This is a genomic window from Algoriphagus iocasae (assembly GCF_014206875.1).
Lineage (GTDB): Bacteria > Bacteroidota > Bacteroidia > Cytophagales > Cyclobacteriaceae > Algoriphagus > Algoriphagus iocasae.
This window is the reverse complement of the sequence record NZ_JACIJO010000003.1, coordinates 102,066-123,091: the sequence shown is the minus strand read 5'-3', so window position 1 is coordinate 123,091 and position 21,026 is coordinate 102,066. Positions and strand designations below refer to the sequence as shown.

At 40.1% G+C, this 21,026-nt stretch carries 16 protein-coding genes; 7 read left to right on the top strand and 9 right to left on the bottom strand.

Translation table 11 applies throughout. The annotated features are described in order from the left end of the window. Positions 1–26: 26 nt before the first annotated feature. Complete coding sequence (locus FHS59_RS14895) at positions 27–1,520, bottom strand: RagB/SusD family nutrient uptake outer membrane protein (protein WP_184496218.1); 1,494 nt, start codon at positions 1,518–1,520, stop codon at positions 27–29. 12 nt (positions 1,521–1,532) lie between these two features. Continuing rightward, positions 1,533–4,670 carry a SusC/RagA family TonB-linked outer membrane protein gene (locus FHS59_RS14890; RefSeq protein WP_184496217.1) on the bottom strand — a complete coding sequence of 1,046 codons (3,138 nt, stop codon included), beginning with the start codon at positions 4,668–4,670 and terminating at the stop codon, positions 1,533–1,535. An 856-nt stretch (positions 4,671–5,526) separates the two neighbouring features. On the opposite strand from FHS59_RS14890, the gene FHS59_RS14885 reads away from it, so the two are divergent. Beyond that, positions 5,527–6,267, top strand: coding sequence for a DUF1835 domain-containing protein (locus FHS59_RS14885; RefSeq protein ID WP_184496216.1), 741 nt, complete (start codon positions 5,527–5,529; stop codon positions 6,265–6,267). Positions 6,268–6,350: 83 nt separating this feature from the next. Here the strand turns inward: FHS59_RS14885 and FHS59_RS14880 are convergent, their stop codons facing one another. Further along, positions 6,351–6,941: a hypothetical protein gene (locus tag FHS59_RS14880; RefSeq protein ID WP_184496215.1), complete on the bottom strand. Its 591-nt coding sequence runs from the start codon at positions 6,939–6,941 to the stop codon at positions 6,351–6,353. Beyond that, positions 6,932–7,438 carry a sigma-70 family RNA polymerase sigma factor gene (locus tag FHS59_RS14875; RefSeq protein WP_184496214.1) on the bottom strand — a complete coding sequence of 169 codons (507 nt, stop codon included), beginning with the start codon at positions 7,436–7,438 and terminating at the stop codon, positions 6,932–6,934. The genes FHS59_RS14880 and FHS59_RS14875 overlap by 10 nt, the downstream gene beginning before the upstream one ends. Before the next feature lie 151 nt (positions 7,439–7,589). On the opposite strand from FHS59_RS14875, the gene FHS59_RS14870 reads away from it, so the two are divergent. The 3 genes from FHS59_RS14870 (at position 7,590) to priA (ending at position 13,297) form a co-directional block, all read left to right on the top strand. Beyond that, positions 7,590–8,570: a GSCFA domain-containing protein gene (locus FHS59_RS14870; RefSeq protein ID WP_184496213.1), complete on the top strand. Its 981-nt coding sequence runs from the start codon at positions 7,590–7,592 to the stop codon at positions 8,568–8,570. Between the two features lie 163 nt (positions 8,571–8,733). Continuing rightward, complete coding sequence (locus FHS59_RS14865; protein WP_184496212.1) at positions 8,734–10,770, top strand: thioredoxin domain-containing protein; 2,037 nt, start codon at positions 8,734–8,736, stop codon at positions 10,768–10,770. Positions 10,771–10,774: 4 nt separating this feature from the next. After that, a complete protein-coding gene (priA, locus tag FHS59_RS14860; RefSeq protein WP_184496211.1) occupies positions 10,775–13,297 on the top strand; it encodes a replication restart helicase PriA in 2,523 nt (840 codons plus the stop codon). Between the two features lie 2 nt (positions 13,298–13,299). On the opposite strand, the gene FHS59_RS14855 is transcribed toward priA, so the two are convergent. Next, positions 13,300–14,181: an alpha/beta hydrolase gene (locus tag FHS59_RS14855; protein WP_184496210.1), complete on the bottom strand. Its 882-nt coding sequence runs from the start codon at positions 14,179–14,181 to the stop codon at positions 13,300–13,302. Positions 14,182–14,334: 153 nt separating this feature from the next. On the opposite strand from FHS59_RS14855, the gene FHS59_RS14850 reads away from it, so the two are divergent. Genes FHS59_RS14850 through FHS59_RS14840 form a run of 3 tightly spaced genes read left to right on the top strand, consistent with a single transcriptional unit; the run spans position 14,335 to position 17,392 of the window. Beyond that, entirely contained in the window at positions 14,335–15,450 is a 1,116-nt protein-coding gene (locus FHS59_RS14850; protein ID WP_184496209.1) for an efflux RND transporter periplasmic adaptor subunit, read from the top strand. Further along, the gene (locus tag FHS59_RS14845) at positions 15,447–16,703 is read left to right on the top strand and encodes an ABC transporter permease (protein ID WP_184496208.1); all 1,257 of its coding nucleotides are present in this window, start codon (positions 15,447–15,449) and stop codon (positions 16,701–16,703) included. The genes FHS59_RS14850 and FHS59_RS14845 overlap by 4 nt, the downstream gene beginning before the upstream one ends. Next, positions 16,700–17,392, top strand: coding sequence for an ABC transporter ATP-binding protein (locus tag FHS59_RS14840; RefSeq protein ID WP_184496207.1), 693 nt, complete (start codon positions 16,700–16,702; stop codon positions 17,390–17,392). The genes FHS59_RS14845 and FHS59_RS14840 overlap by 4 nt, the downstream gene beginning before the upstream one ends. Before the next feature lie 270 nt (positions 17,393–17,662). On the opposite strand, the gene FHS59_RS14835 is transcribed toward FHS59_RS14840, so the two are convergent. The 4 genes from FHS59_RS14835 to FHS59_RS14820 all read right to left on the bottom strand — a co-directional run bounded on the left by FHS59_RS14835 (position 17,663) and on the right by FHS59_RS14820 (position 20,631). Next, a complete protein-coding gene (locus FHS59_RS14835; RefSeq protein ID WP_184496206.1) occupies positions 17,663–18,739 on the bottom strand; it encodes an agmatine deiminase family protein in 1,077 nt (358 codons plus the stop codon). Positions 18,740–18,745: 6 nt separating this feature from the next. Further along, positions 18,746–19,621 (bottom strand): carbon-nitrogen hydrolase, encoded by an 876-nt coding sequence (locus tag FHS59_RS14830; RefSeq protein ID WP_184496205.1) that lies wholly within the window; start codon positions 19,619–19,621, stop codon positions 18,746–18,748. A gap of 448 nt (positions 19,622–20,069) precedes the next feature. Continuing rightward, positions 20,070–20,411 (bottom strand): type II toxin-antitoxin system PemK/MazF family toxin, encoded by a 342-nt coding sequence (locus tag FHS59_RS14825; protein WP_184496204.1) that lies wholly within the window; start codon positions 20,409–20,411, stop codon positions 20,070–20,072. Further along, a complete protein-coding gene (locus tag FHS59_RS14820) occupies positions 20,395–20,631 on the bottom strand; it encodes a hypothetical protein (RefSeq protein ID WP_184496203.1) in 237 nt (78 codons plus the stop codon). Before FHS59_RS14820 ends, FHS59_RS14825 begins: the two co-directional genes overlap by 17 nt. Between the last annotated feature and the right edge of the window lie 395 nt (positions 20,632–21,026).

The window sequence follows — 21,026 nt, the reverse complement described above, 5'->3', positions numbered from 1 at the left end:
GCTTATACTTTTATGATTTTATATCCTTAAGAAGGGTTTTGGATCATATTTTCATTAGCATTCAACTCATCACGAGGAATTTGCCACTGCCATGCGTTAGAACCTGCAGATTCTGTAAACTTAGAGTTAATTACAGATTCTACATGGTTAGCGCCAGTTCTATCCAAAGGAAGGTTTAAACGCTTCAAATCATACCATCTGAAACCTTCACCCCAAAGTTCGATTCTTCTCTGGATCATGATTTCATCTGTCAAAGCAGCTCCTGTATTAGAAGAAAGAGTATAACCAGAATCTCTAGCTGATACCAATTCAAATAGAACTTGAGCAGCTTCAGAATCATTTCCTGATCTACTCAAAGCTTCAGCTTCAATCAAGTACATTTCAGCAGCTCTCATGTAAGGAACATCCCCTACAGAAGAAGCATTGGCCTGAGCCAAAAACTTACGGTTCATGTAATCGATTTTAGAGAAACTGGATAGCGTCACTTCGTCAATAAATGGATCTCTCATGTCTGGATCAGAAGCATTAGGATCCCAAAGACCTTTTCTTGCATCTGTATCTGGAATCATATCATAAAGCGCACTATTGATTGCCTTAGGGTTAGATCTGATGTTTGTTGAGCTGAAGTTCAAAGACATGTAAGCGAAGTATGAAGCAAAGAATGTCTGCTGATCATCCACTTGCTTGCTTCCCCAAATCCACTCTGGGTTTTCTACATTATTGAATCCTTCATATAATTGATCTGTATTCATCAGAGAGAATCCTTCTCTTGCTTCCTTAGCCATCTGTGCAGCCACAGAGAAGTTTTCCTGTACCAATGCAACTCTAGCTTTGATACCTTTCGCTACATTGATGTTCAAGTGAGACTTAGCATTTCTTGAAGTAGTCAATAGACCAATAGCAGCATCGATGTCAGAATTGATCTGAGCATAAACTTCAGCTACTGTATTTCTTGGACCACCTTCTGTGATAGGCTCCAAAACAATTGGCACACCTAGATCAGAATTACTTCCTCCAGCTTCATATCTTTTTGCAAACATCTGTACCAAGTTGAAATGAGCCCAAGCTCTATAAGCCAAAGCCTGACCTTTGATCTCATCCTTCTCAGCTTGAGGACCATCTGCATTGTCGATATTCGCAATGATCATATTGGCATTACCGATCACTTTGTAATAGAATCTCCAAACAAAACGAACGTCACCACTAGACTCATTGATATGGTTTAACCATCTAGAGATAGAAACAAACCAACCGTTACCAGTTGTAGTCATGACCACATCTTCAGCCATCACTTCGCGCATGATCATCACACCACCTTCGGCAGGCTGACCTTGGCTATCAAATCTGATAAACATCATTCTATGAATACCATTCAAGGCAGTCATTGCATTTTGAGTGGTAGTAAATACCGCCTCTTCTGATACCGCATCTGTAGGAAGGGTATCTAAATAATCATCAGCACAACTAGTTGTGATTAAAAGTGCGCCTGCGATAAATAGTTTACTTAATATATTTTTCATCGTCATTTTCAATTACAGGTTCACATTAACACCCAGCGTAAATGTTCTTGCTGGAGTAAAGGTATTGGAAGTAGTTCCGTTGAAAGTTCCGGAAACGTACATGCCACTTCTTGAAGACAACCAGCCTAAGTTTTCACCAGCTAGGTAAACCGTTGCAGCTTTCACTTTAATTTTCTCCAAGAATGTTCTTGGCAAAGTGTAAGAAAGGTTAACCGATCTCAAGTTTAGGTAAGATGCGGAAGTCAACCAACGATCTGAAGCCACATTGGTATCTGCAGCACCAGAAACATCCATTTTTGGTACATCTGTGATGTCACCTGGCTTCTGCCATCTGTTCAAGATATCCTTGTGCAATGCACCACCTTCAGTACCAGCATCCATCAAACCACCATAGATTCCATCATAGATGTCACCACCTACTGCGAAACTCATCAGGATGTTCAAGGAAAGACCTTTGTAAGTGAAAGTATTAGTGATACCTCCAAAGAAGTCGGGAATTGCATTTCCTGCAAAATGATATCTTGCATTGTTTGCATCTACAGTCAATGTATCAGAACCTACGATTCTGATATCTTCATCACCTGCATCATATTCGTCAGCTCTGAAAAGACCATCACCAGTTTCAGGATCTACACCATACCAGTCTCTCAACCAGAAATCATAAATAGATCTTCCAACAACATACTTTTTAGTACCGTTGATTTGCTCATCGAATGGAAGCTTCTTGAATTCATTCTTGAAAGTAGAAACGTTTACGCCCAAATTCCATTTGAAATCACCTGATCTTACGATGTCACCTGCGATATTGAATTCAATACCAGAGTTTGCCATTGTACCGATGTTCTGGAATTTAGAAGAAAGACCTGTTGTCAAAGAGAGAGGTACTTCAAACAATAGGTTCTCAGAGCTTCTGTTGAAGTATTCGATAGTACCAGAGAATCTGTTTGCAAAAGCAAAGTCCAATCCGATATCAAACGTATTGTTTGATTCCCACTGTAGATCTCTTGCAGCCAAAGAAGCCTGAAGTATACCTGGCTCAGATGCGTTGTTATAACCTAAGTCATACAATGCCTGCCAAGGATAATATCCACTTACATTGTTATTACCTACTTCACCATAAGAAACTCTCAATTTCATTAACTGGAAGAATGCAGAATTAAAGAAGTCTTCTCTATCAATAGTCCAAGCAGCACCCACTGAGTAGAAAGTACCCCATCTTACATCTTCAAAGAATCTTGATGATCCATCAGTTCTCCAAGAAGCAGAGAAAGAGTACTTATCATCATACACATAATTCAATCTTGAGAAATAAGATTCGATTCTATCTCTATCCAATCTACCAGTAGCAGAGTTGGTAGTTACGAAGTTATCAGGCTGAATATTTCCTGCAAGGATCTGATCCTGCTTAGAAATAGACTGACGATTAACTTGCAAATCATAGTTTTCATGACCAAATAAAGCCTCTACAAAGTGCTTGTCTCTAATTGTATTAGAGTAAGAAAGCAATTGGTTGAAGGTCAAAGAGTTTGTTCTGATGTTTCCTCTACTAGTTCTACCAGCTGGAGCACCATCACCTACTATTTGGTTATCATATCCGATTTCCAAAAGAGAAGTCATATCTGTAGAGATATTGGTTCTGAAGCTGAAGTTCTTCAAGAAAGTAGCTTCCACATATGCTCTGGAAGAAATCACGTCTCTGTCAAATCTATCCACGTTCAATAGAGTCTCTTGAACTACGTGTCTACCTGCAGATGCATCAGCACCTCTACTTGGCAATCCTAGTTCAGAAAGGTTTCCTGTGTCATAGATCTTGTTACCGAATTCGTCAAGGATGAATCCACCAGTCATCATGTTTTGAGCATATACGGGATAGATAGGACCAATGTTTCTTGCAAAGAAGAATGGGTTTACATAACTGGAGCTTCCTCCAGATCTTGCATTATTTCCCTCACTCATAGTTGCAGAAAGGTTGATACCAGTCTTTAACCATTTGGTAGCTTGCGTATTTACATTCAAACGACCAGTGAATCTTTCGATATCAGACTGGATCACAAAACCTTTTTCGTTCAAATAATTGAAAGAAGTATAGAAATCAGTTTTGTCTGATCCACCAGAATAAGTCACATTATATTCTTTTCTGTCACCCATTCTTTCCAATTCGTCAAACCAATCCAAACCTTGGAAATTGTTAACTGCATTTGGATTCAATAGACCATCTGTTCCTACAATCTGATCATCTGCTACATTGTAGATATTGTATTTCAATACATTGATCAAGTTGTCAGAAGCATACTGTGCGGCGTCAGCTTGAGACTGACCAGAACCGATACGGCTGTTTTTCAAAGATTCCCAAACCAATGGATAATACTGATCAGCATTCACACGGTCATACTCAAGAAGTGCTCTACCTGATATACCTTGCTGTACTCTCAAATTGAAAGTTGGCTGATTTTTCTTACCTGTTTTGGTAGTGATCATGATCACACCGTTTGCAGCTCTAGAACCATAAAGTGCTGAAGAAGAAGCATCTTTCAAAATGGTCATATCCGCAATATCTTCTGGGTTAAGGTTCGAAAGGTCCCCATCATAAGGAACACCATCTACTACATATAACGGAGAAGATGAAGAGTTAACAGAACCCACACCTCTGATTCTAACAGCTGGAGTAGAACCCGGCTGACCAGAAGCAGATGTAGTGATCACACCAGGAGCTTGTCCTTCGATTGCGTTCACTACGTTGTTGATAGGTCTGTTTGCGATTTTGTCTGCTTTCAAAGCAACAGCAGAACCGGTAAAGTTTCCTTTATCGACTGTACCACCGTATGCAGTAATCACAACTTCTTCCAGATTTTGAGCATCTGGATTTAAAGTCACATCAATCGTAGATCTGTTACCAATTGTTTCTTCTTTGGTCAGATAACCGATGTAACTAAAGACCAACGTCGTGGCCCCATCAGGAACTTGTAGCACATAGTTCCCATCTAGATCAGTCACCACCCCAGATGTGGTTCCTTTCACTAGTACATTGACTCCAATGAGTCCTTCAGGTTCTTCGGTGGAGATTACCCTTCCTTGTACGGTACGACTTTGCGCCCATGCTGAAGAAGTAATAACCAAACCAAAGAGTAAGCTAAGTAATGCTTTTCTCATAAATTTTGTTGGTTAGTTTAAACTAATTTTTTGATACTCTACAATGGTTTAAGGGTGTTAAAATTACTTAAACAATAATAAACTGCACCAATATTTAATCAAATAATAATTCTATTTATTTTAAAAAAGTTATAAAAACGGCAAATTTCCCGTTTGAAAAGAAAAGTGATTCGTTTAGATACATTTTTTCAAAATGTCTGTTTTTGAGACACTTATGTCACCAACGGACAAAATTGAAATATTCAGGGATTGATTTAAATATAAAAATATAACTTTTCTTAGAATGGAATTATATTTTTTTAGTCTATTTATTTAGTATAACTAAAACTAACTATATTGTATATACATAGATTATTAAAACATAATAATATTATTATATAAAAGTATTTTATACTATTATTTTATATATTATCAATATAAAATTTACTCCAAATCTGGAAAAACAAAATTTGAAAAAAGGGACTTTTGACATTTGTCAAAAAATAATTCTGACCAATCTTGATCATTTTTCAGCTTAAAACCAGAAAAAAAGCTTTATAGCATTTTTAAGATGAAATATTATTATAGGAGGAAATTTCGAAAAATCAACAACCTCACAGTCCCCCAGGTAGCCAGAATTAATCATGGATTTGGCAAGACACCTTCCTCAACGATTACATAAGAAAAGCAACTTTTCTATTTACTTCATCCTTGGATTTTCCGAGATTAAGGAAATTTTAACAAATCTTGGGAAACTCAAATTTTCTAAATCTGTTTTTACTTCGACATTAATTCAGAGTTAAACAAACCGGTGCTTTAAAAATACCCCATGAAAACGCTCATGTATTTTTATTAAAGTACCTTAAATCAACCTAGCATGTTACACATTTTAAATGGTGATGCATTAGCATCCAGATTTCCCTCCGATATCCATGGTGAAATCGCCATCGCAAGAGAATGTCTTATTGACGGTCCTGTCGAGGCTCATTCTCTTGAGGAACTGTGGGTAGTAAGAGATCAGTTCTTAACCCCCAATCACCCTGATCACAAATACTTCGATAAAGTAGTACCCGAATTTGAAAAAATATTAACCGTCGCATCTAATACTAAAGTTTACTGTTGGTTTGAGCAAGATCTCTTTTGCCAGGTCAATTTCTGGTTTGTGATGCATCTTTTGGAAAAACACAAAGGAGAAGTTTATTTGGTTTTACCTGATAAAGCTGATTTAAGATTGGGATTTGCCGAACTCAATGACAGGCATCTGGAGGAGCATTATAGAGACGCCAAACTCCTGACCAAAAATCAAAGAGAAGTAATTGCTAACCTATGGAAAATGTACCAAGCGCATCATATCGATGAAGCTATGACACTGTCCAAACAAGTTTCTATTGAGCTTCCTTTTTTACTTCCTGCAGTTCAGGCTTGGAAAGACAGCATTCCTCATGGAGAATATCCTGGCAAACCAAAAGCAACAATTATCCAGATCATGGCAGACCTAGGAACTGATGATTTCGCAAAAGTATTCCGTGAATTCAGAAACCGTGTTCCTATTTATGGATTTGGGGATGAACAGGTCAAAAAATTATATGACCAAATAAAAACCCAGCATACTCATTAAACTCAATGTCAGACTGAGTGTCGTAAAAATCACGATGCTCAGTCTGACATATTTTTGTTTTTAGAAAATTGCTTCTTTATAGATTACAGTTCAGAGAGCAGTTTTTCTGATGAGTCAATTACTTTTTTATATTTCCCCAAAGCCCATCTGCTGAATAGGTACATAAACAATGTAGCTCCAGGCAAATAAATCATCCAAAAAAGCGGTTTGGAAATCATTTCAGTTGAACCTTGGATTTCGGAGATCGGAGGCAAAATGGTCACCAAAATTAGAGCTCCAAAGATCATCCCGTAGCGTTGCACCTTCCAGAATCTGATTTTCGACTTTTCAAATTTCTCCAGCATCTTCGCAGGTGCCTCCCCATCGATTTTCACACTTCTCATGCCTTTGATAGCGGATAAGCTGGCAATTGGTAAAAGCGTCATGATCAAAATCGTGATCATCGCAAAAATCTGATTATACCAAAGTTCAAGCTCTGGCAGCTTAGACATAAAATACATGGCGTAAACAAAGCAAATAATGGAACCTATGGTTTCTATTACTCTGATATGATTGAGCTTTTTTCTGAATTTTTGTTTTGTGATCTCCATGAGTAGTTCTTTTTGAATTTTATCCTGTTTTTCAATCTTCTGGCTTAAATCTGCCCAGAGGGTCTGCATTTCTTCTAGTTCCATGTTTTAGCTGGTTTAGGTGTGGCTTCTGACTTTAGCTTTTGCTTGATCCGGGACATTCTCGTTCCCACATTACTTGTGGATATTCCCGTAATCTGGGCGATTTCTTCATGCGATTTTCCCTCAAGAAATAAGAACATGATCCCTCGGTCCAATAGATTCAACTTCCTGATCTGGGCATAAAGCCATTGAATCTTTTCTTCTTTTTCTACCTCTATCTCTTCCGTATAGTTGATAAAAGAATGATCTATCGAAACCATCAAAGGCTTTCTCTTTACTTTATTAATATGAGTTATTGCTGTGTTCATCCCCACTCGATAAAGCCAAGTGCTAGGTTTCGAAGCTTTCTTAAACTGATCAAATGACTTCCATGTCTGAAACACGATTTCCTGATATAAATCGTCCTGTTCCTCTTTTTCATTCGAGTAAATCAGAGTGATCTTATAAATCAATCCCTGATTTTCCTGAATCATTTGTACAAATTCCTCCTCTTTGCTCATTTAATCGGTTTTACTCATTAGTCTTCAATCCTCCGAAAAAATCACAGAAACTGTAAAATATTTTCAAAAAAATTTCACCCGTAGACTTTTTCAATAGCTCATTCCTTTCGACAATCCTATCTTCTAAGTTACCAAATGCTTATTTTCGAGCATGCAATGGACCACAAGTTTTGATATTCCTACCCATCCAAATCCGATTTCCCACGATCATAAAATCCTAAGTATCGGTTCTTGCTTTGCCGAAAGCATTGGAAATAAAATGAAGGATTTGAAAATGGATATTTTGATCAATCCATTCGGAACGCTCTTTCACCCAATTCCAATTTGCCAACTTCTTGAGTTTGCAATACAGGATAAAAATCTGCCCGATGAATTATTTCTGGAAAGGGAAGGCTTGCATTTTCATTATTGGACGCATTCCCAAGTGATGGGATATTCCATTGAGGAATTGCGGGGAAAATTAGCAGGCGAACTCATTCTTGTGAAAGAATACCTGGAACAAAGCGATTTTCTGATTATCACCTTGGGTACTTCTTGGCTTTATGAATTGGCAGATTCAAATACGCCTGTTGCAAATTGCCATAAGCAGCCAGGAAAACTATTTTCCAAAAAACTCTCCAATCTAGAAGAGATGGAAGGAAAAATGAGCTCTCTTTTCGAGCAACTCCAAGAATTAAATCCAAAGCTGAAGATTATTTTGACTGTTAGCCCAGTGCGACATATTAAAGATGGAGTTCCGGAAAATCAGCTAAGCAAAAGTCTTCTCCGAGTCCTTTGTGATCAGCTTTGCAAAAAATCAGAACATGTACACTATTACCCTTCTTATGAAATCATGATCGACGAGTTGAGAGATTATCGATTTTATAAAACGGACCTGATTCATCCTACTGCTCAGGCAGAAAATTACATTTGGGAGAAATGGAAAAACGCTCTTTTCAACCCAGAAAGCAAAAAGCTATTGGAGCAAATCAGTCAGGTAAATATGGATTTGGCACATAGACCCATGAATCCAAAAAGTGAGTCGCATCGGAAATTCCTTTCCAATCTTCTTCAAAAGCTGGAACGATTAAATAGCGAATTTGATTTTTCTAGAGAGATTTCTTCCGTTAAATCACAACTATCAACTAGTTAGATATACAAAGTACGACATACATCCAGATTATTATCGGGATATGAGATTCTAGTTAAAGTTAAACTTCTCCTTCAATCCTAACCATTTAAAAAACCTCACAACTTACAACCTTTCCACCTTACAACACTTCGACGCCGCTCAGTGTGACAAGCTCAAACCTTCTATGCCAAAACACACCAACAAACTTTCCGAAAGCCAGTCTCCCTACCTTCTCCAGCATGCTCATAATCCTGTGGATTGGTTTCCATGGGGCCCAGAAGCGCTAAAAAAAGCAGAAATAGAAAACAAACCGATTTTGGTTTCTATCGGCTATTCTGCCTGCCACTGGTGCCATGTGATGGAGCGGGAAAGCTTTGAGGATGAGGTTACAGCTGATTTGATGAATGAAAATTTTATCTGTATAAAAATTGACCGGGAGGAAAGGCCAGACATTGATAATATCTACATGGATGCGGTACAGGCCATGGGACTTCAGGGAGGCTGGCCGCTCAATGTATTTTTGATGCCCAACCAAAAGCCTTTTTATGGGGGCACCTATTTCCCAAACAGCCAATGGAAAAACCTTCTGGCGAATATCGCTGACGCTTTTGCGAATCATGAAGATCAACTGGCGGAAAGTGCTGCCGGTTTTGGTAGAAGTATCGCAAAAAGGGAGACAGAAAAGTATGGGATACAAGCTGGAAATATGGAGTTGGATCCGGATGATCTAGCCGAAGCAATCAGTAAACTCAGCAGTCAGTTTGATTCCGAATGGGGAGGGATGAACCGAATTCCAAAATTCCCGATGCCTGCCATCTGGGATTTTGTCTTGGATTATGCGCTTTTGAGCAAAAGCCAAAATCTGGTCGATAAAGTATTATTTACCCTCCGGAAAATCGGAATGGGTGGGATTTACGATCAGTTACGAGGTGGGTTTGCTCGATATTCTGTGGATGGAGAATGGTTTGCTCCGCATTTCGAAAAGATGCTATATGATAATGGACAGCTCCTGGAACTCTATGCCAAAGCTTATCAAGTAAGCGGAGATGCCTTTTTTCTGGAAAAAGTAACAGAAACCACCGCTTGGCTGAAGGCCGAAATGCTTCATGAAGAGGGTGGTTTTCAAGCGGCTCAAGACGCGGATAGCGAAGGTGTGGAAGGAAAGTTTTATACCTGGACTTACGAGGAGTTGGAACAACACATCCCTGAGGATTTGTCTTGGATTTCAGAATTGTATAACCTTAAATCTAATGGCAATTGGGAAGAAGGAGTCAATATTCTCTTCCAAACCAAAAGCTATTCTGAAATAGCAAAAGCATATGGATTTACAGAAGATGCGTTCATTCAAAAGCTAAATGGAGTAAAAGAAAAACTCCTCACCATAAGAAACCAACGCATTTTCCCAGGCAAAGACGATAAGATTTTAAGTGGCTGGAATGGTTTGATGGCCTCAGGATTAGTCCAGGCTTACTTTGCAACGGGAGATAAAAACATGCTGGATTTAGCTATTCGGAACAGGCGATTCATCCAGAATAAAATGACCCTCGACGGAAAACTCTTTCGATCTTATAAAAATGGACAGGCATATACTCCTGCATTTCTCGAGGATTATGCCGCTATGATCAAATGCGATTTAATGCTGTTTCAGGCAACTTCAGATTCTTCTTTTCTGAATTCAGCCAAAACCTTTACCGACCTATGTTTATCTGAATTTTTGGATGAAGAAGATGGATTTTTCTTTTTCAACAATCCGAATTCAGAAAAACTGATTGCCAATAAAAAGGAGCTATTCGACAATGTCATTCCTGCTTCCAATTCTGTAATGGCGAGAAATCTACACCAACTTTCGATTTTCACCTATGAGGATAAATACCAGGAATTGGCTGAAAAAATGCTCGGGGGAATGAAGGAATTGATTTTAAGAGATCCGGGTTTCCTTTGCAACTGGGCTAATTTTTATTTGGAAAACCTCGTACCAACAGCTGAAATTGCAATCGTTGGAAAAGGAGCTGAAAGCTTGGCTAAACAATTTCAAACCCGGTATTTACCAAATCTGCTCTTAGCCTTCTCGGAAGAAATGACAGAAACTGCCGCGATACTTCAAGGTAAAACTCCTGATTCCAATGGAAATGCCTTAATTTATGTTTGCTTTGATCATGCCTGCCAAAGACCGGTTAGCACCATTGAAGAAGCACTTTCACAACTCCCATATTTAGCCTGATTCCTTGGAAAGTTTGTTTACCAATCAAGATTTGTTTCCTGACGAAGGCCAAAATTCCTTTGCTGACATCATTCTGCCTGTACCGATTCCACGGATGTTTACTTATCGTATTCCTGGAGCTTTATCTTCCCAAATTCAAATTGGAGCAAGGGTAATAGTTCAGTTTGGAAGAAAAAAAGTACTTACTGGCATCATCGGCAAAGTGCATAATAAACCTCCAAAGGCTTATGACGCCAAACCAATTTTAGATGTTTTGGACGATCAGCCTTCCGTCAATCCCCTTCAGATTAGATTTTGGGTTTGGATGGCTGAATATTATTGCTGCCATATCGGGGAAGTCATGCTTGCGGCTTTGCCATCAGGACTTCGGCTGAGTAGCGAAAGTAAAGTTCAGCTAAACCCGAATTTTATCGCTGAAGAAAGCCAGTATCCTTTGGATGCCAGGGAGGAAATGATTTTGGAAGCGCTGGAAAACACACCAGAACTTAGCTACGAGGATTGCGAGAAAATACTTGGGATCAAAACCATTCACCCGATTCTAAAAAGTCTAGTCATCAAGGAAGCCATTTTGATTTTCGAGCGGGTTCAGGATAAATACACTCCAAAAGTAGAAACCAGAATACGACTGAAAACTGAAATTGCTCAAGATAAAAAAGCGTTGGAAGCCATCTTTGAAGATCTTTCTGGCAAAGCAAAACAGGAATCCATTCTCCTCAAATACCTTCGTGATATTCCCGTTTTCAATAATCCAGCTTTGAATGAAAAAGGCTTGGACAAAGCAACTTTGCTCGAAGAGGGAGATTCAGAAAGCTCATTAAAAACACTTATTAAAAATGGAGTTTTTGAATCTTTCCGTCAGGTGGTTAACCGGATTGATGAAACTGAAATTACTGCTGGAGAACTGATCTTATCAGAAAAACAGGAAGTTGCGGTCAATGAAATCAAAACCCATTTTGAAAGCAAACAAACTGTTTTGCTTCATGGGATTACTGGGAGTGGAAAAACCGAAATCTACATCCAACTGATCAAAGAAGTATTGGAATCAGGTTCACAGGTACTGATGCTGTTACCGGAAATCGCTTTAACCACACAGATTGTTGCCAGACTCAAGCAAGTTTTTGGTGGTCAGATGGGAGTTTATCATTCCAAATATTCTGACAACGAGCGGGTGGAAGTTTGGAATGGCGTGATTTCGGGAAGATTTCCTTTTGTAGTCGGTGTTCGTTCTTCCATTTTCCTTCCTTTTGACAGTCTGGGGATGATTATCGTGGATGAGGAACACGAATCCAGCTATAAGCAATTTGATCCGGCTCCAAGATTCCAAGCCAGAGATGCAGCTATTATGCTAGCATATTTTCATCAGGCGAAAACTCTGTTGGGATCAGCCACACCCTCTTTTGAATCTTATTTCAATGCCACCGAAGGAGGAAAATATGGTTTAGTGGAGCTACCAGAACGATATGGAAATTCTAACCTTCCGACGTTCTACATTTCAGACATCGGCGCTGACAAAAGAAAAAATCTTCTCAAAGTAGACTCTACCCGGATGATGCGGGAGAAGATTCAGGATGCTTTAAGTAAACAGGAACAAGTCCTGATTTTTCAGAATCGCCGTGGCTATTCTCCATATATCCAATGTGAGGATTGCGGTTGGACCGGTCAATGTATTCAATGCGATGTGAGCTTAACCTACCATCAATTTGCGGAAGAATTACGATGTCATTATTGTGGCTACAAGGAAAAAGTACCTTCCTCCTGCCCTGCCTGCGGAAGTAGCCAATTGGCAACGATGGGAATGGGAACGGAGCGGATTGAAGAATCCCTGAGTTTGCTTTTCCCCGAAGCTAGGATTGGGAGAATGGACCTGGATACGACCAGAAGTAAATATGGTTACCAAAAAATCTTGGATGAATTTGGAGCTAGGCACATAGATATTTTGGTGGGCACACAAATGATCACCAAAGGATTGGATTTTGGGAATGTCACCGTGGTAGGCGTTTGGGATGGGGACAGAATTTTAAACTTCCCGGATTTCAGATCTGGAGAAAGAGCCTATCAACAGATCACGCAAGTTGCAGGAAGAGCAGGCCGAAGAGAAGCCAAAGGATCTGTGATTATCCAAAGTAGGAAAGTGGAAGAATACATTTACCAACAGGTCATCAAAGGGGATTATTTTGAGTTCTACCAGCATGAAATCCATGAAAGGAAGAAGTTTTATTACCCTCCTTTTGTCAAGCTGATCAAAATCACCACTAGACATACGGATTACAAAACTGCCGAAAAAGCGGCTCATGACCTGCATAGGCAAATGGCTGGAATTGCTGTTAAAAAAATTGTTTTGGGACCAGAAAAGGCAATTATTGGTAGGATCAAGAATCAGTATCAATTTGAATCGTTGATCAAGTTAGAGCGATCAGGTACAACTCAAACTGAATTCAAAAGTCAATTGGCACAGATTCAGGAAAATATCATTGCCAAACCGGAATTTAGATCAGTGCGATTTATCGTCGATGTGGACCCCAATTAGAATTAAAAAGACGTGGCGTTTTTTACCTCACTGCTTTCCTTTTTGATAAAATTCAGGACATCGTCATAGCCTTGGCTTCCAGTCCAAAGGAATTGTGTGATCATTTTCACATGTTTCTTATGAGGATAAAACTCGTATGACACCTCCACATCCTGCTCATCAGCTTCTTTCAGAAAGCGGTCTATGCTTTCCGTAATACTTGGATAAGTCCTTCCTCCTTCCAAAATCAGCAATGGGATTTTTTGATCTTCTAGAAAGTTGATCGGAGAATATTCTTCCCAAACAGCCGGATCTTCCGTAAAAGTCTTGATGTACTTCTTACCCTCCTGAGGATAGTCGCTCAAGAACCAATGCATATCCAATCCTGCTGGATCGATCAAAATCCCTCCTTTAATTGGATTGACCGATTCCAATTCCTCAAAATATTCATTATTGGTTGATAACACTGCTGCCAAATGTGCTCCGGCAGAATGTCCTGCAATAAAAATTCTATCAGGATCTCCCCCGTAGTTAGCGATGTTCTTTTTCGTCCATAACACAGCTTGGGCCGCTGTTTCTACCATATCATCCACCTGATATTCCGGAGAAAGCGGATAATCAGCGATCACCGTGACCACTTCCCTTCTTGCCATTCTACTTCCCAAAAAATCATAAATCTCCTTTTTGCCCCTCTCCCAACTTCCACCATAAAGGAAAACCATCACAGGAAGATTTTCGGCTTTCTTCGGGGCAAAAACATTCAGATTTTCTTTAGGAAGATCGTTGGCTAAACTGGAATCCGTAAATTCTAGATTCTTATACCGATGAATCCCTTTGAAAGCACAGGAATCAAAAAGGAATGAAATGGCAAGCAAAAGAAAAGCGCTTGAGAAAAGTCGTTTCATAAATGAAATAGGGCAAAATCTGATTGATTACTAAATTAATTGATTCCTTTCAATTACGAATAAAAATTTAATACAGATTGAAAAAGCTGGACTTATCCCTTAATTGTCCTTATTTTCAATTCATCAAACCCTCTTTTCACTCAAAGATTACCCATGAAAAAAATTTCCTTTGAGTACCCAGCCTACTTTCCCATTGCTGGTTTTTCATTCATTTTTCTTTTCCTCTTTGGATGCGGTAATTCTGATGTGGATAAAATCACCCCCGAACGAAAAGCCATCACAGAATCAGTTTATGCTTCTGGAAATATAAAGGCAGTCAATCAATACGATGCCTTCACCAATGCCAGCGGGCCTATTCAGGAAATTTTTGTGGAAGAAGGAGACTCTGTTTCCATTGGAACTCCATTGCTGGCAGTCTATAATGAGCGGGAAAAACTAAGTCGGGAAAGTGCAGAAATAGCCAAAGCCTATTCGGATCTTCAGGCCAATCAGTCCCGACTTCGGGATTTGCAGTTGACCATTGATGTCAATAAAAGCAAAATGCAGAATGACTCATTACTTTATGTGCGTCAGAAGGCACTTCACGATCAGAATATCGGGACAGAAGTAGAGTTTGAACAGAGAAAACTGAATTGGGAGAATTCCAAAACGGCTTATGAATCGGCTTTGATCCGATATCAGGACCTTAAAAGAGAAATAGAATTTAACTCCAATAGTGCTTCTAAAAATCTGGCGATCAGCAAAGTTTTGGAAAGTGATTATGTTTTGAAAAGCAAAATCAATGGAAAAGTTTATGCGCTTCTCAAGGAAAAAGGAGAAATGGTCACTCCACAAGTAGCCTTGGCGGTTTTGGGAAGTGTAGATGATTTTCTATTGGAACTGCAGGTGGATGAATACGACATCTCAAAAATAAAATTGGGTCAGCCAGTCATGGTATCAATGGACAGCTACAAAGGAGAATCATTCGAAGCCGTGGTGGATAAAATTTATCCGATTATGGATACCCAAACCAAAAGTTTTAAAGTAGAGGCAAAATTCACCAAGGCGCCACCTCAGCTTTATCCAAATCTAAGCCTCGAGGCGAATATCATCACCGAAGTCAGAATTAAGGCAGTGGTGATCCCAAGGACCTATCTGATCGCCGATTCTTTAGTAGTCAATGAAAATGAAGACACCCTTCGGGTGAAAGTCGGAATTAAAAATTTCCAGTATGCGCAGATCTTGAAAGGGATTGATGAGTCCACCGTTTTGATCAAGCCAAAAAAATGAATTGGTACCTGATCATTGAAATCTCCAGAGCATTGATGACCGCCAGGCTGAAGCAAACGTTGGTAGCCGCCATCGGGGTGACTTTCAGCATCACCATGTTTGTGACTTTGCTGGGGTTTATGAACGGACTGAATAAGATGCTCGATGGACTGGTATTAAACAGAACGCCACACATTCGTTTTTACAACGAGATCAAACCCAACCCAGATCAACCCATCGATATCACCAAGGAGTTTTCAAACTCCATTAATGTCATCCGCTCTGTCAGGCCTAGCACCAGCAGACTTTCGATCCATAACAGTGAATCGATTATGAATACCCTTGAAGCCGATCCAAGGGTAAAAGGGTTAAGTCCCAAAATCTCAGCGCAGGTGTTTTTCAATGTGGGGACGATAGATATCACTGGCGTAGTCAACGGAATTGATGTGGACAAGGAGGCTGAACTTTTCTCCTTCCAGGACTATATCACAACGGGGAATTACGAAGAATTAAAACAGACCAATAGCATCATTTTAGGAAAAGGTGCTGCAGATCGAATGCTTGCAGACATTGGCGACGTCATCCAGGCAACTTCCGCACAAGGCAATAAAATCCAGCTAAAAGTTGTCGGTTATTACCAGTCGGGATTAGCGGACTATGACAACTCAAATAGCTTTGCATCCATAGAAACCGTGCAAAAGATGTTGGGCGAACCAGCCTCTTACATCACCGATATTCAGGTAAAACTGACCGATCTGGACATGGCTCCGGCTTTGGCAAAAGAATACAGAGACATTTTCGAAATTGATGCCGATGATATTCAAACTGTTAATGCTCAGTTTGAGACTGGCACCAGCATCCGAACACTGATCAGTTACGCAGTGGGAATTACGCTGTTGGTAGTTTCAGGTTTTGGGATTTATAATATCCTTAACATGATGATTTATGAAAAGCTAGACACCATCGCCATTCTCAAAGCAATCGGATTTAATGCTTCGGATGTCAAGAGAATTTTCATCAGCATCGCATTGGCCATCGGCATCATTGGAGGAGCCGTTGGGTTGATACTGGGCTATTTTGCCTGTTTGGGAATAGAACGAATCCCTTTTGAGACAGAAGCCCTGCCAACGATTAAAACCTTTCCGGTAGACTTCAATCCCAAATATTACCTGATCGGTGGGATTTTCTCCGTGGTCACCACCTATTTCGCAGGTTATTTTCCTGCAAGAAAAGCGAGTTCAGTAGATCCTGTAGACATAATCAGAGGAAAATGACCCAGGAAAAGAAATCGGTTTTGGAGGCTCGAGGCATTGATAAATACTTTTACAATCCTGTGAAAACTCAGGTGTTGAAAAAAGTAACTTTTAACATCAACCGGGGAGAATTTGTCTCGGTGGTGGGAAAATCTGGTTGCGGGAAATCTACACTTCTCTACATCCTCTCCACGATGGACACCGCATTTTCTGGTGAATTATGGATGGACGAAGAAATGATTTCCGGAAAACCAGCCAACTACCTCGCCAAACTTCGAAATGAAAAAATCGGCTTTGTCTTTCAGTTCCACTACCTGCTCAATGAATTTTCTGTCTTGGAAAACATCATGATTCCGGGTCTGAAGCTAGGGAAATTCTCTAGAGAAGAACTGGAACACCGGGCGATGGAAAAACTCAAAATCTTTGAGATGGAAGAGCATGCATTGAAGAAGGCTTACCAACTTTCTGGCGGTCAAAAACAGCGTGTTGCCATTGCCAGAGCTTTGATCAATGATCCTTTGTTGATTATGGGAGACGAACCTACAGGGAATCTCGACAAAAAGAACTCCGACATTGTTTTTAATAAATTCAAGGAATTAGCTCAGGAGTTTGGGCAAACCATGCTGATCGTAACCCACGACCCCGAATTCGCCGAAGGCACCGATAGGATTATTGAGATGGAGGATGGAAGGGTTATAAGTGGGCAGTGAGCAGAAGCAGTGGACAGCTTGCCTGCCGAAGGTAGGTTGAAAAATCAGAATGCTAAAGTCAGAAATCTAAAAATTAGCTACCTCAAATAGATTGTGAAACACGGATCAACTCCCCCTTGAAGAATAATTGTGACTAGAAAAGAAAATCCTTATTCAAAGGGGGCAAGGGGGATTTATTGTAGAATCGCAGAAAGCAAAAAAATCAGAAAGCTAAAGTCAGAATCTTGAAAATTTCATAATTCTGACTTTAGATTTCTGAATTAAAACTTCCTACTGCACTTCCGGTTCCTGCTGACTAAGACAGTGAAAACTACCCAAGCCCCAGATGATATCGAGTGAATCGACTCCGACTACTTTGCGGTCTTTGAAGCAATTACTTAAAATATCCAATGCCTTTTGGTCATTTTTGTCTCGGAATGTCGGAACAACTACCGCCTCATTGGCGATGTAGAAATTCGCATAGGATGCCGGCAATCGCTGGTCTTCGTAATACTTTGCTTCCGGCATCGGCAACTCCACAATGTTCAATTGCTTGCCATCTTCCAGACGCATTTGCTTCAGTTCCTGCAGGTTTTCCTCCAGCAACAAGTGATTTTCATCCAACTTATTTTCTTCTACTACCGTCACCACGGTATCGGCATTTACAAAGCGCGTGATGTCATCAATATGCCCGTCGGTATCATCTCCCACAATCCCATCTCCTACCCAAAGGATATGATTAACACCATAATAGTCGCAAAGATATTTCTCGATCTGAGACTGGATCAGATGTGGATTTCTGTTTTCATTTAGCAGACAAGCTCTAGAAGTCAAAAGCGTTCCTTTGCCATTAAACTCCACCGAACCGCCTTCCATGACGATTCCAGGGCTAAAACAAGGAATTCCCAGATGCTCCGCAATGCGATAGGGAATCTGGTTATCCAGGTCATGTGGCGGATATTTGTTTCCCCAAGCATTGTAATTCCACTTCACCAAAACCTTCTTTTCAGCGGCATTAGGATTGATCAGAAATGCAGGACCATGATCACGGCACCAAGCATCATTGGTTGGGAAGAAATGAAACTTGATCTGGCTAAGGTCAGCTCCTGCTTTTTCCAGTTGTGCCAAAGCAAAGTCTTTCATCGCCTCATCAGCCACATTGATATTCACGATCTCACCTTTGGCGACGATCTTGATAAATTCCGAATAGGCAGGGTAAATTGTGTGGATTTTGCCAGGCCAGGATTCTTCTTTATGCGGCCAACTCAGCCAAGTACTTGTATGGGGTGCAAATTCGGCTGGGAAATAATATCCCAGCTCCGCCGGAGTGACTTCTCCTGATTTTGCTAATTCAAAAATGTCTGCCATGAATGCCTATTCTTCGTCCAGGAATCGTTTTGTAATCGGTTGGTAAGAATCAATTCTACGATCTCTCAAGAATGGCCAATGCGTTCTATATCTATCAGAACCTGCAAAATCAAGTTCCTCCACATGGATTTGCTCTTCTTCATGACTTGCCTGGAAAATCACTCTTCCAAATGGGTTGGACACAAAACTTCCACCCCAGAATTTCATATCTCCTTCGATCCCACAACGGTTCACAGAAACGACTGGAATGCCATTGGCCACGGCATGTGAACGCTGGATTGTCTGCCAAGCGCCGTATTGCTCGTCATTGGTCAGGCCATCCTGATCCTTATGCCATCCGATTGCGGTTGGGTACACGAGGAAGTCCGCTCCTTTTAAAGCTGTGATTCTCGCTGCTTCCGGATACCACTGATCCCAGCAAATCAAGACTCCGATATTTCCAAATTTGGTAGGAAAAACCTTGTAGCCCAAATCACCAGGAGTGAAGTAGAACTTCTCAAAATAACCCGGATCATCCGGAATATGCATCTTTCTGTATTTGCCAAGGTAGGTTCCATCCGCATCCAAAACTGCGGTGGTATTATGATACAAACCTTCTGCTCTTTTCTCAAAAAGTGAAGCCACGATCACCACGCCAAGTTCCTTTGCCAAGGCACCAAAAGTGTCTGTGGACGGACCAGGGATGGCCTCTGCCAACTTGAAGTTTTCGTAGTCTTCTACATCACAAAAATAAAGGGAACGGAACAGCTCTTGAAGCACCACGACTTGAGCGCCTTGGGCCGCAGCCTTTCTGACACCTGCTATGGTTTTCTCCAAATTTGCTGCTACATCCGCAGAGCAAGATAACTGGACCAAGCCTACTTTTACAGATTTATTTGCCACTATCGTTTGATTTTAAGGATTAAGGGTACAAAGATACTTTTGCGGGATGCCAATCCCAAATTCAGGATTTGAAATTCCGGGAAGCATTTAGCAAAGGATCAGAATAACGAAAGAGTAAGGAAAATGATTCAATCATCTTTTTATCGTCATTGCGAGCGAAGCGTGGCAATCTCATCAAATAAGGTCATTCCGACCATCGTGCAAAAATGTTAGTACTAAAAGTCCGCTGTTCAGGATTACAAATCCTGAACCTATTTCATTTGTTTTTCAATCCTCGTAAACAGAAAAGCACATTAATATATAAGATTGTAAATCTTCGGATAAAGCTTCGAGATTATAAATCTCGAAGAGCTGGGAGCTGGGATTTAAACAGTTAAGAATGAAATTCGCCTCATCTAGATGAGTTTGCAAACCACCTTCCTATTTTCTAAAATTCAAAACTCCCCCTCTAAAAATCCATCACTGCCTTTAGCTTAGTCCGAAGTTCCAAGGCTTTTTCCTTACTGATTTTTCCGAGTTTTTCCAGAAAACGGCGATTATCCAAGGCACGGATTTGATCCACTAAAATTTCGGATTCCTGATCCAAGCCTGTATCTTTTTGATCGATCCTGACTCTAAGAATATTTTCATCCTCAGAAATCTGTGAGGTAATCGGGCAAATTAGAGTGGATGGATGGCCCACCTGATTAAGGAGATTTGTTTGGATAATAACACATGGACGGATCTTGCCGGGTTCTGTTCCTTTTGCTGGATTTAAATTCACCAACCAGACATCAAACTGCTCCTTCATCCATCAGTTGGTCAAATTCAGCATTAATGTCCATAGAAGATTCACCCACCATAGCACTTGCTTTTTCAAAGGCTTTGGCCAGTTTTTTTCGATGATTGTAGCGATTGTAGAAATCCACCGCCTCGTTGATGTATCGATTTCTCGCAATGCCTTTTTCTTTCAAAACCTCCTCGGTTTCTTCAAAGATTTCATCGTCCAGTTTTAGGGATAAAGTTTTCATGGTATGGTCTTAAGTATTACTAAAAGTATATACTTTAGACAAAAATAAAAAGTTGCGCAACCATAAATGATTTCAGGAGAGGTAGCTACTTTTTCTATCACTCTAAAACAGAGATTATCCATTCTCTTAGCTGCGATTTTCATTCTTTTATACTGAAACTTCACTCTTTGAGTATAAAATTTTATACCTGAACAGTCAACGTTTACTCTTTGAAAATGAAATTTTACTCTTTTTGCATGAACGTTCACTCTTCAACACTGAAAATTCACTCTCCGAGTATGAAATTTTATACCTGAGCACTCAACGTTTACTCTTTGAAAATGAAATTTTACTCTTTTTGCATGAACGTTCACTCTTCAACACTGAAAATTCACTCTCCGAGTATGAAATTTTAT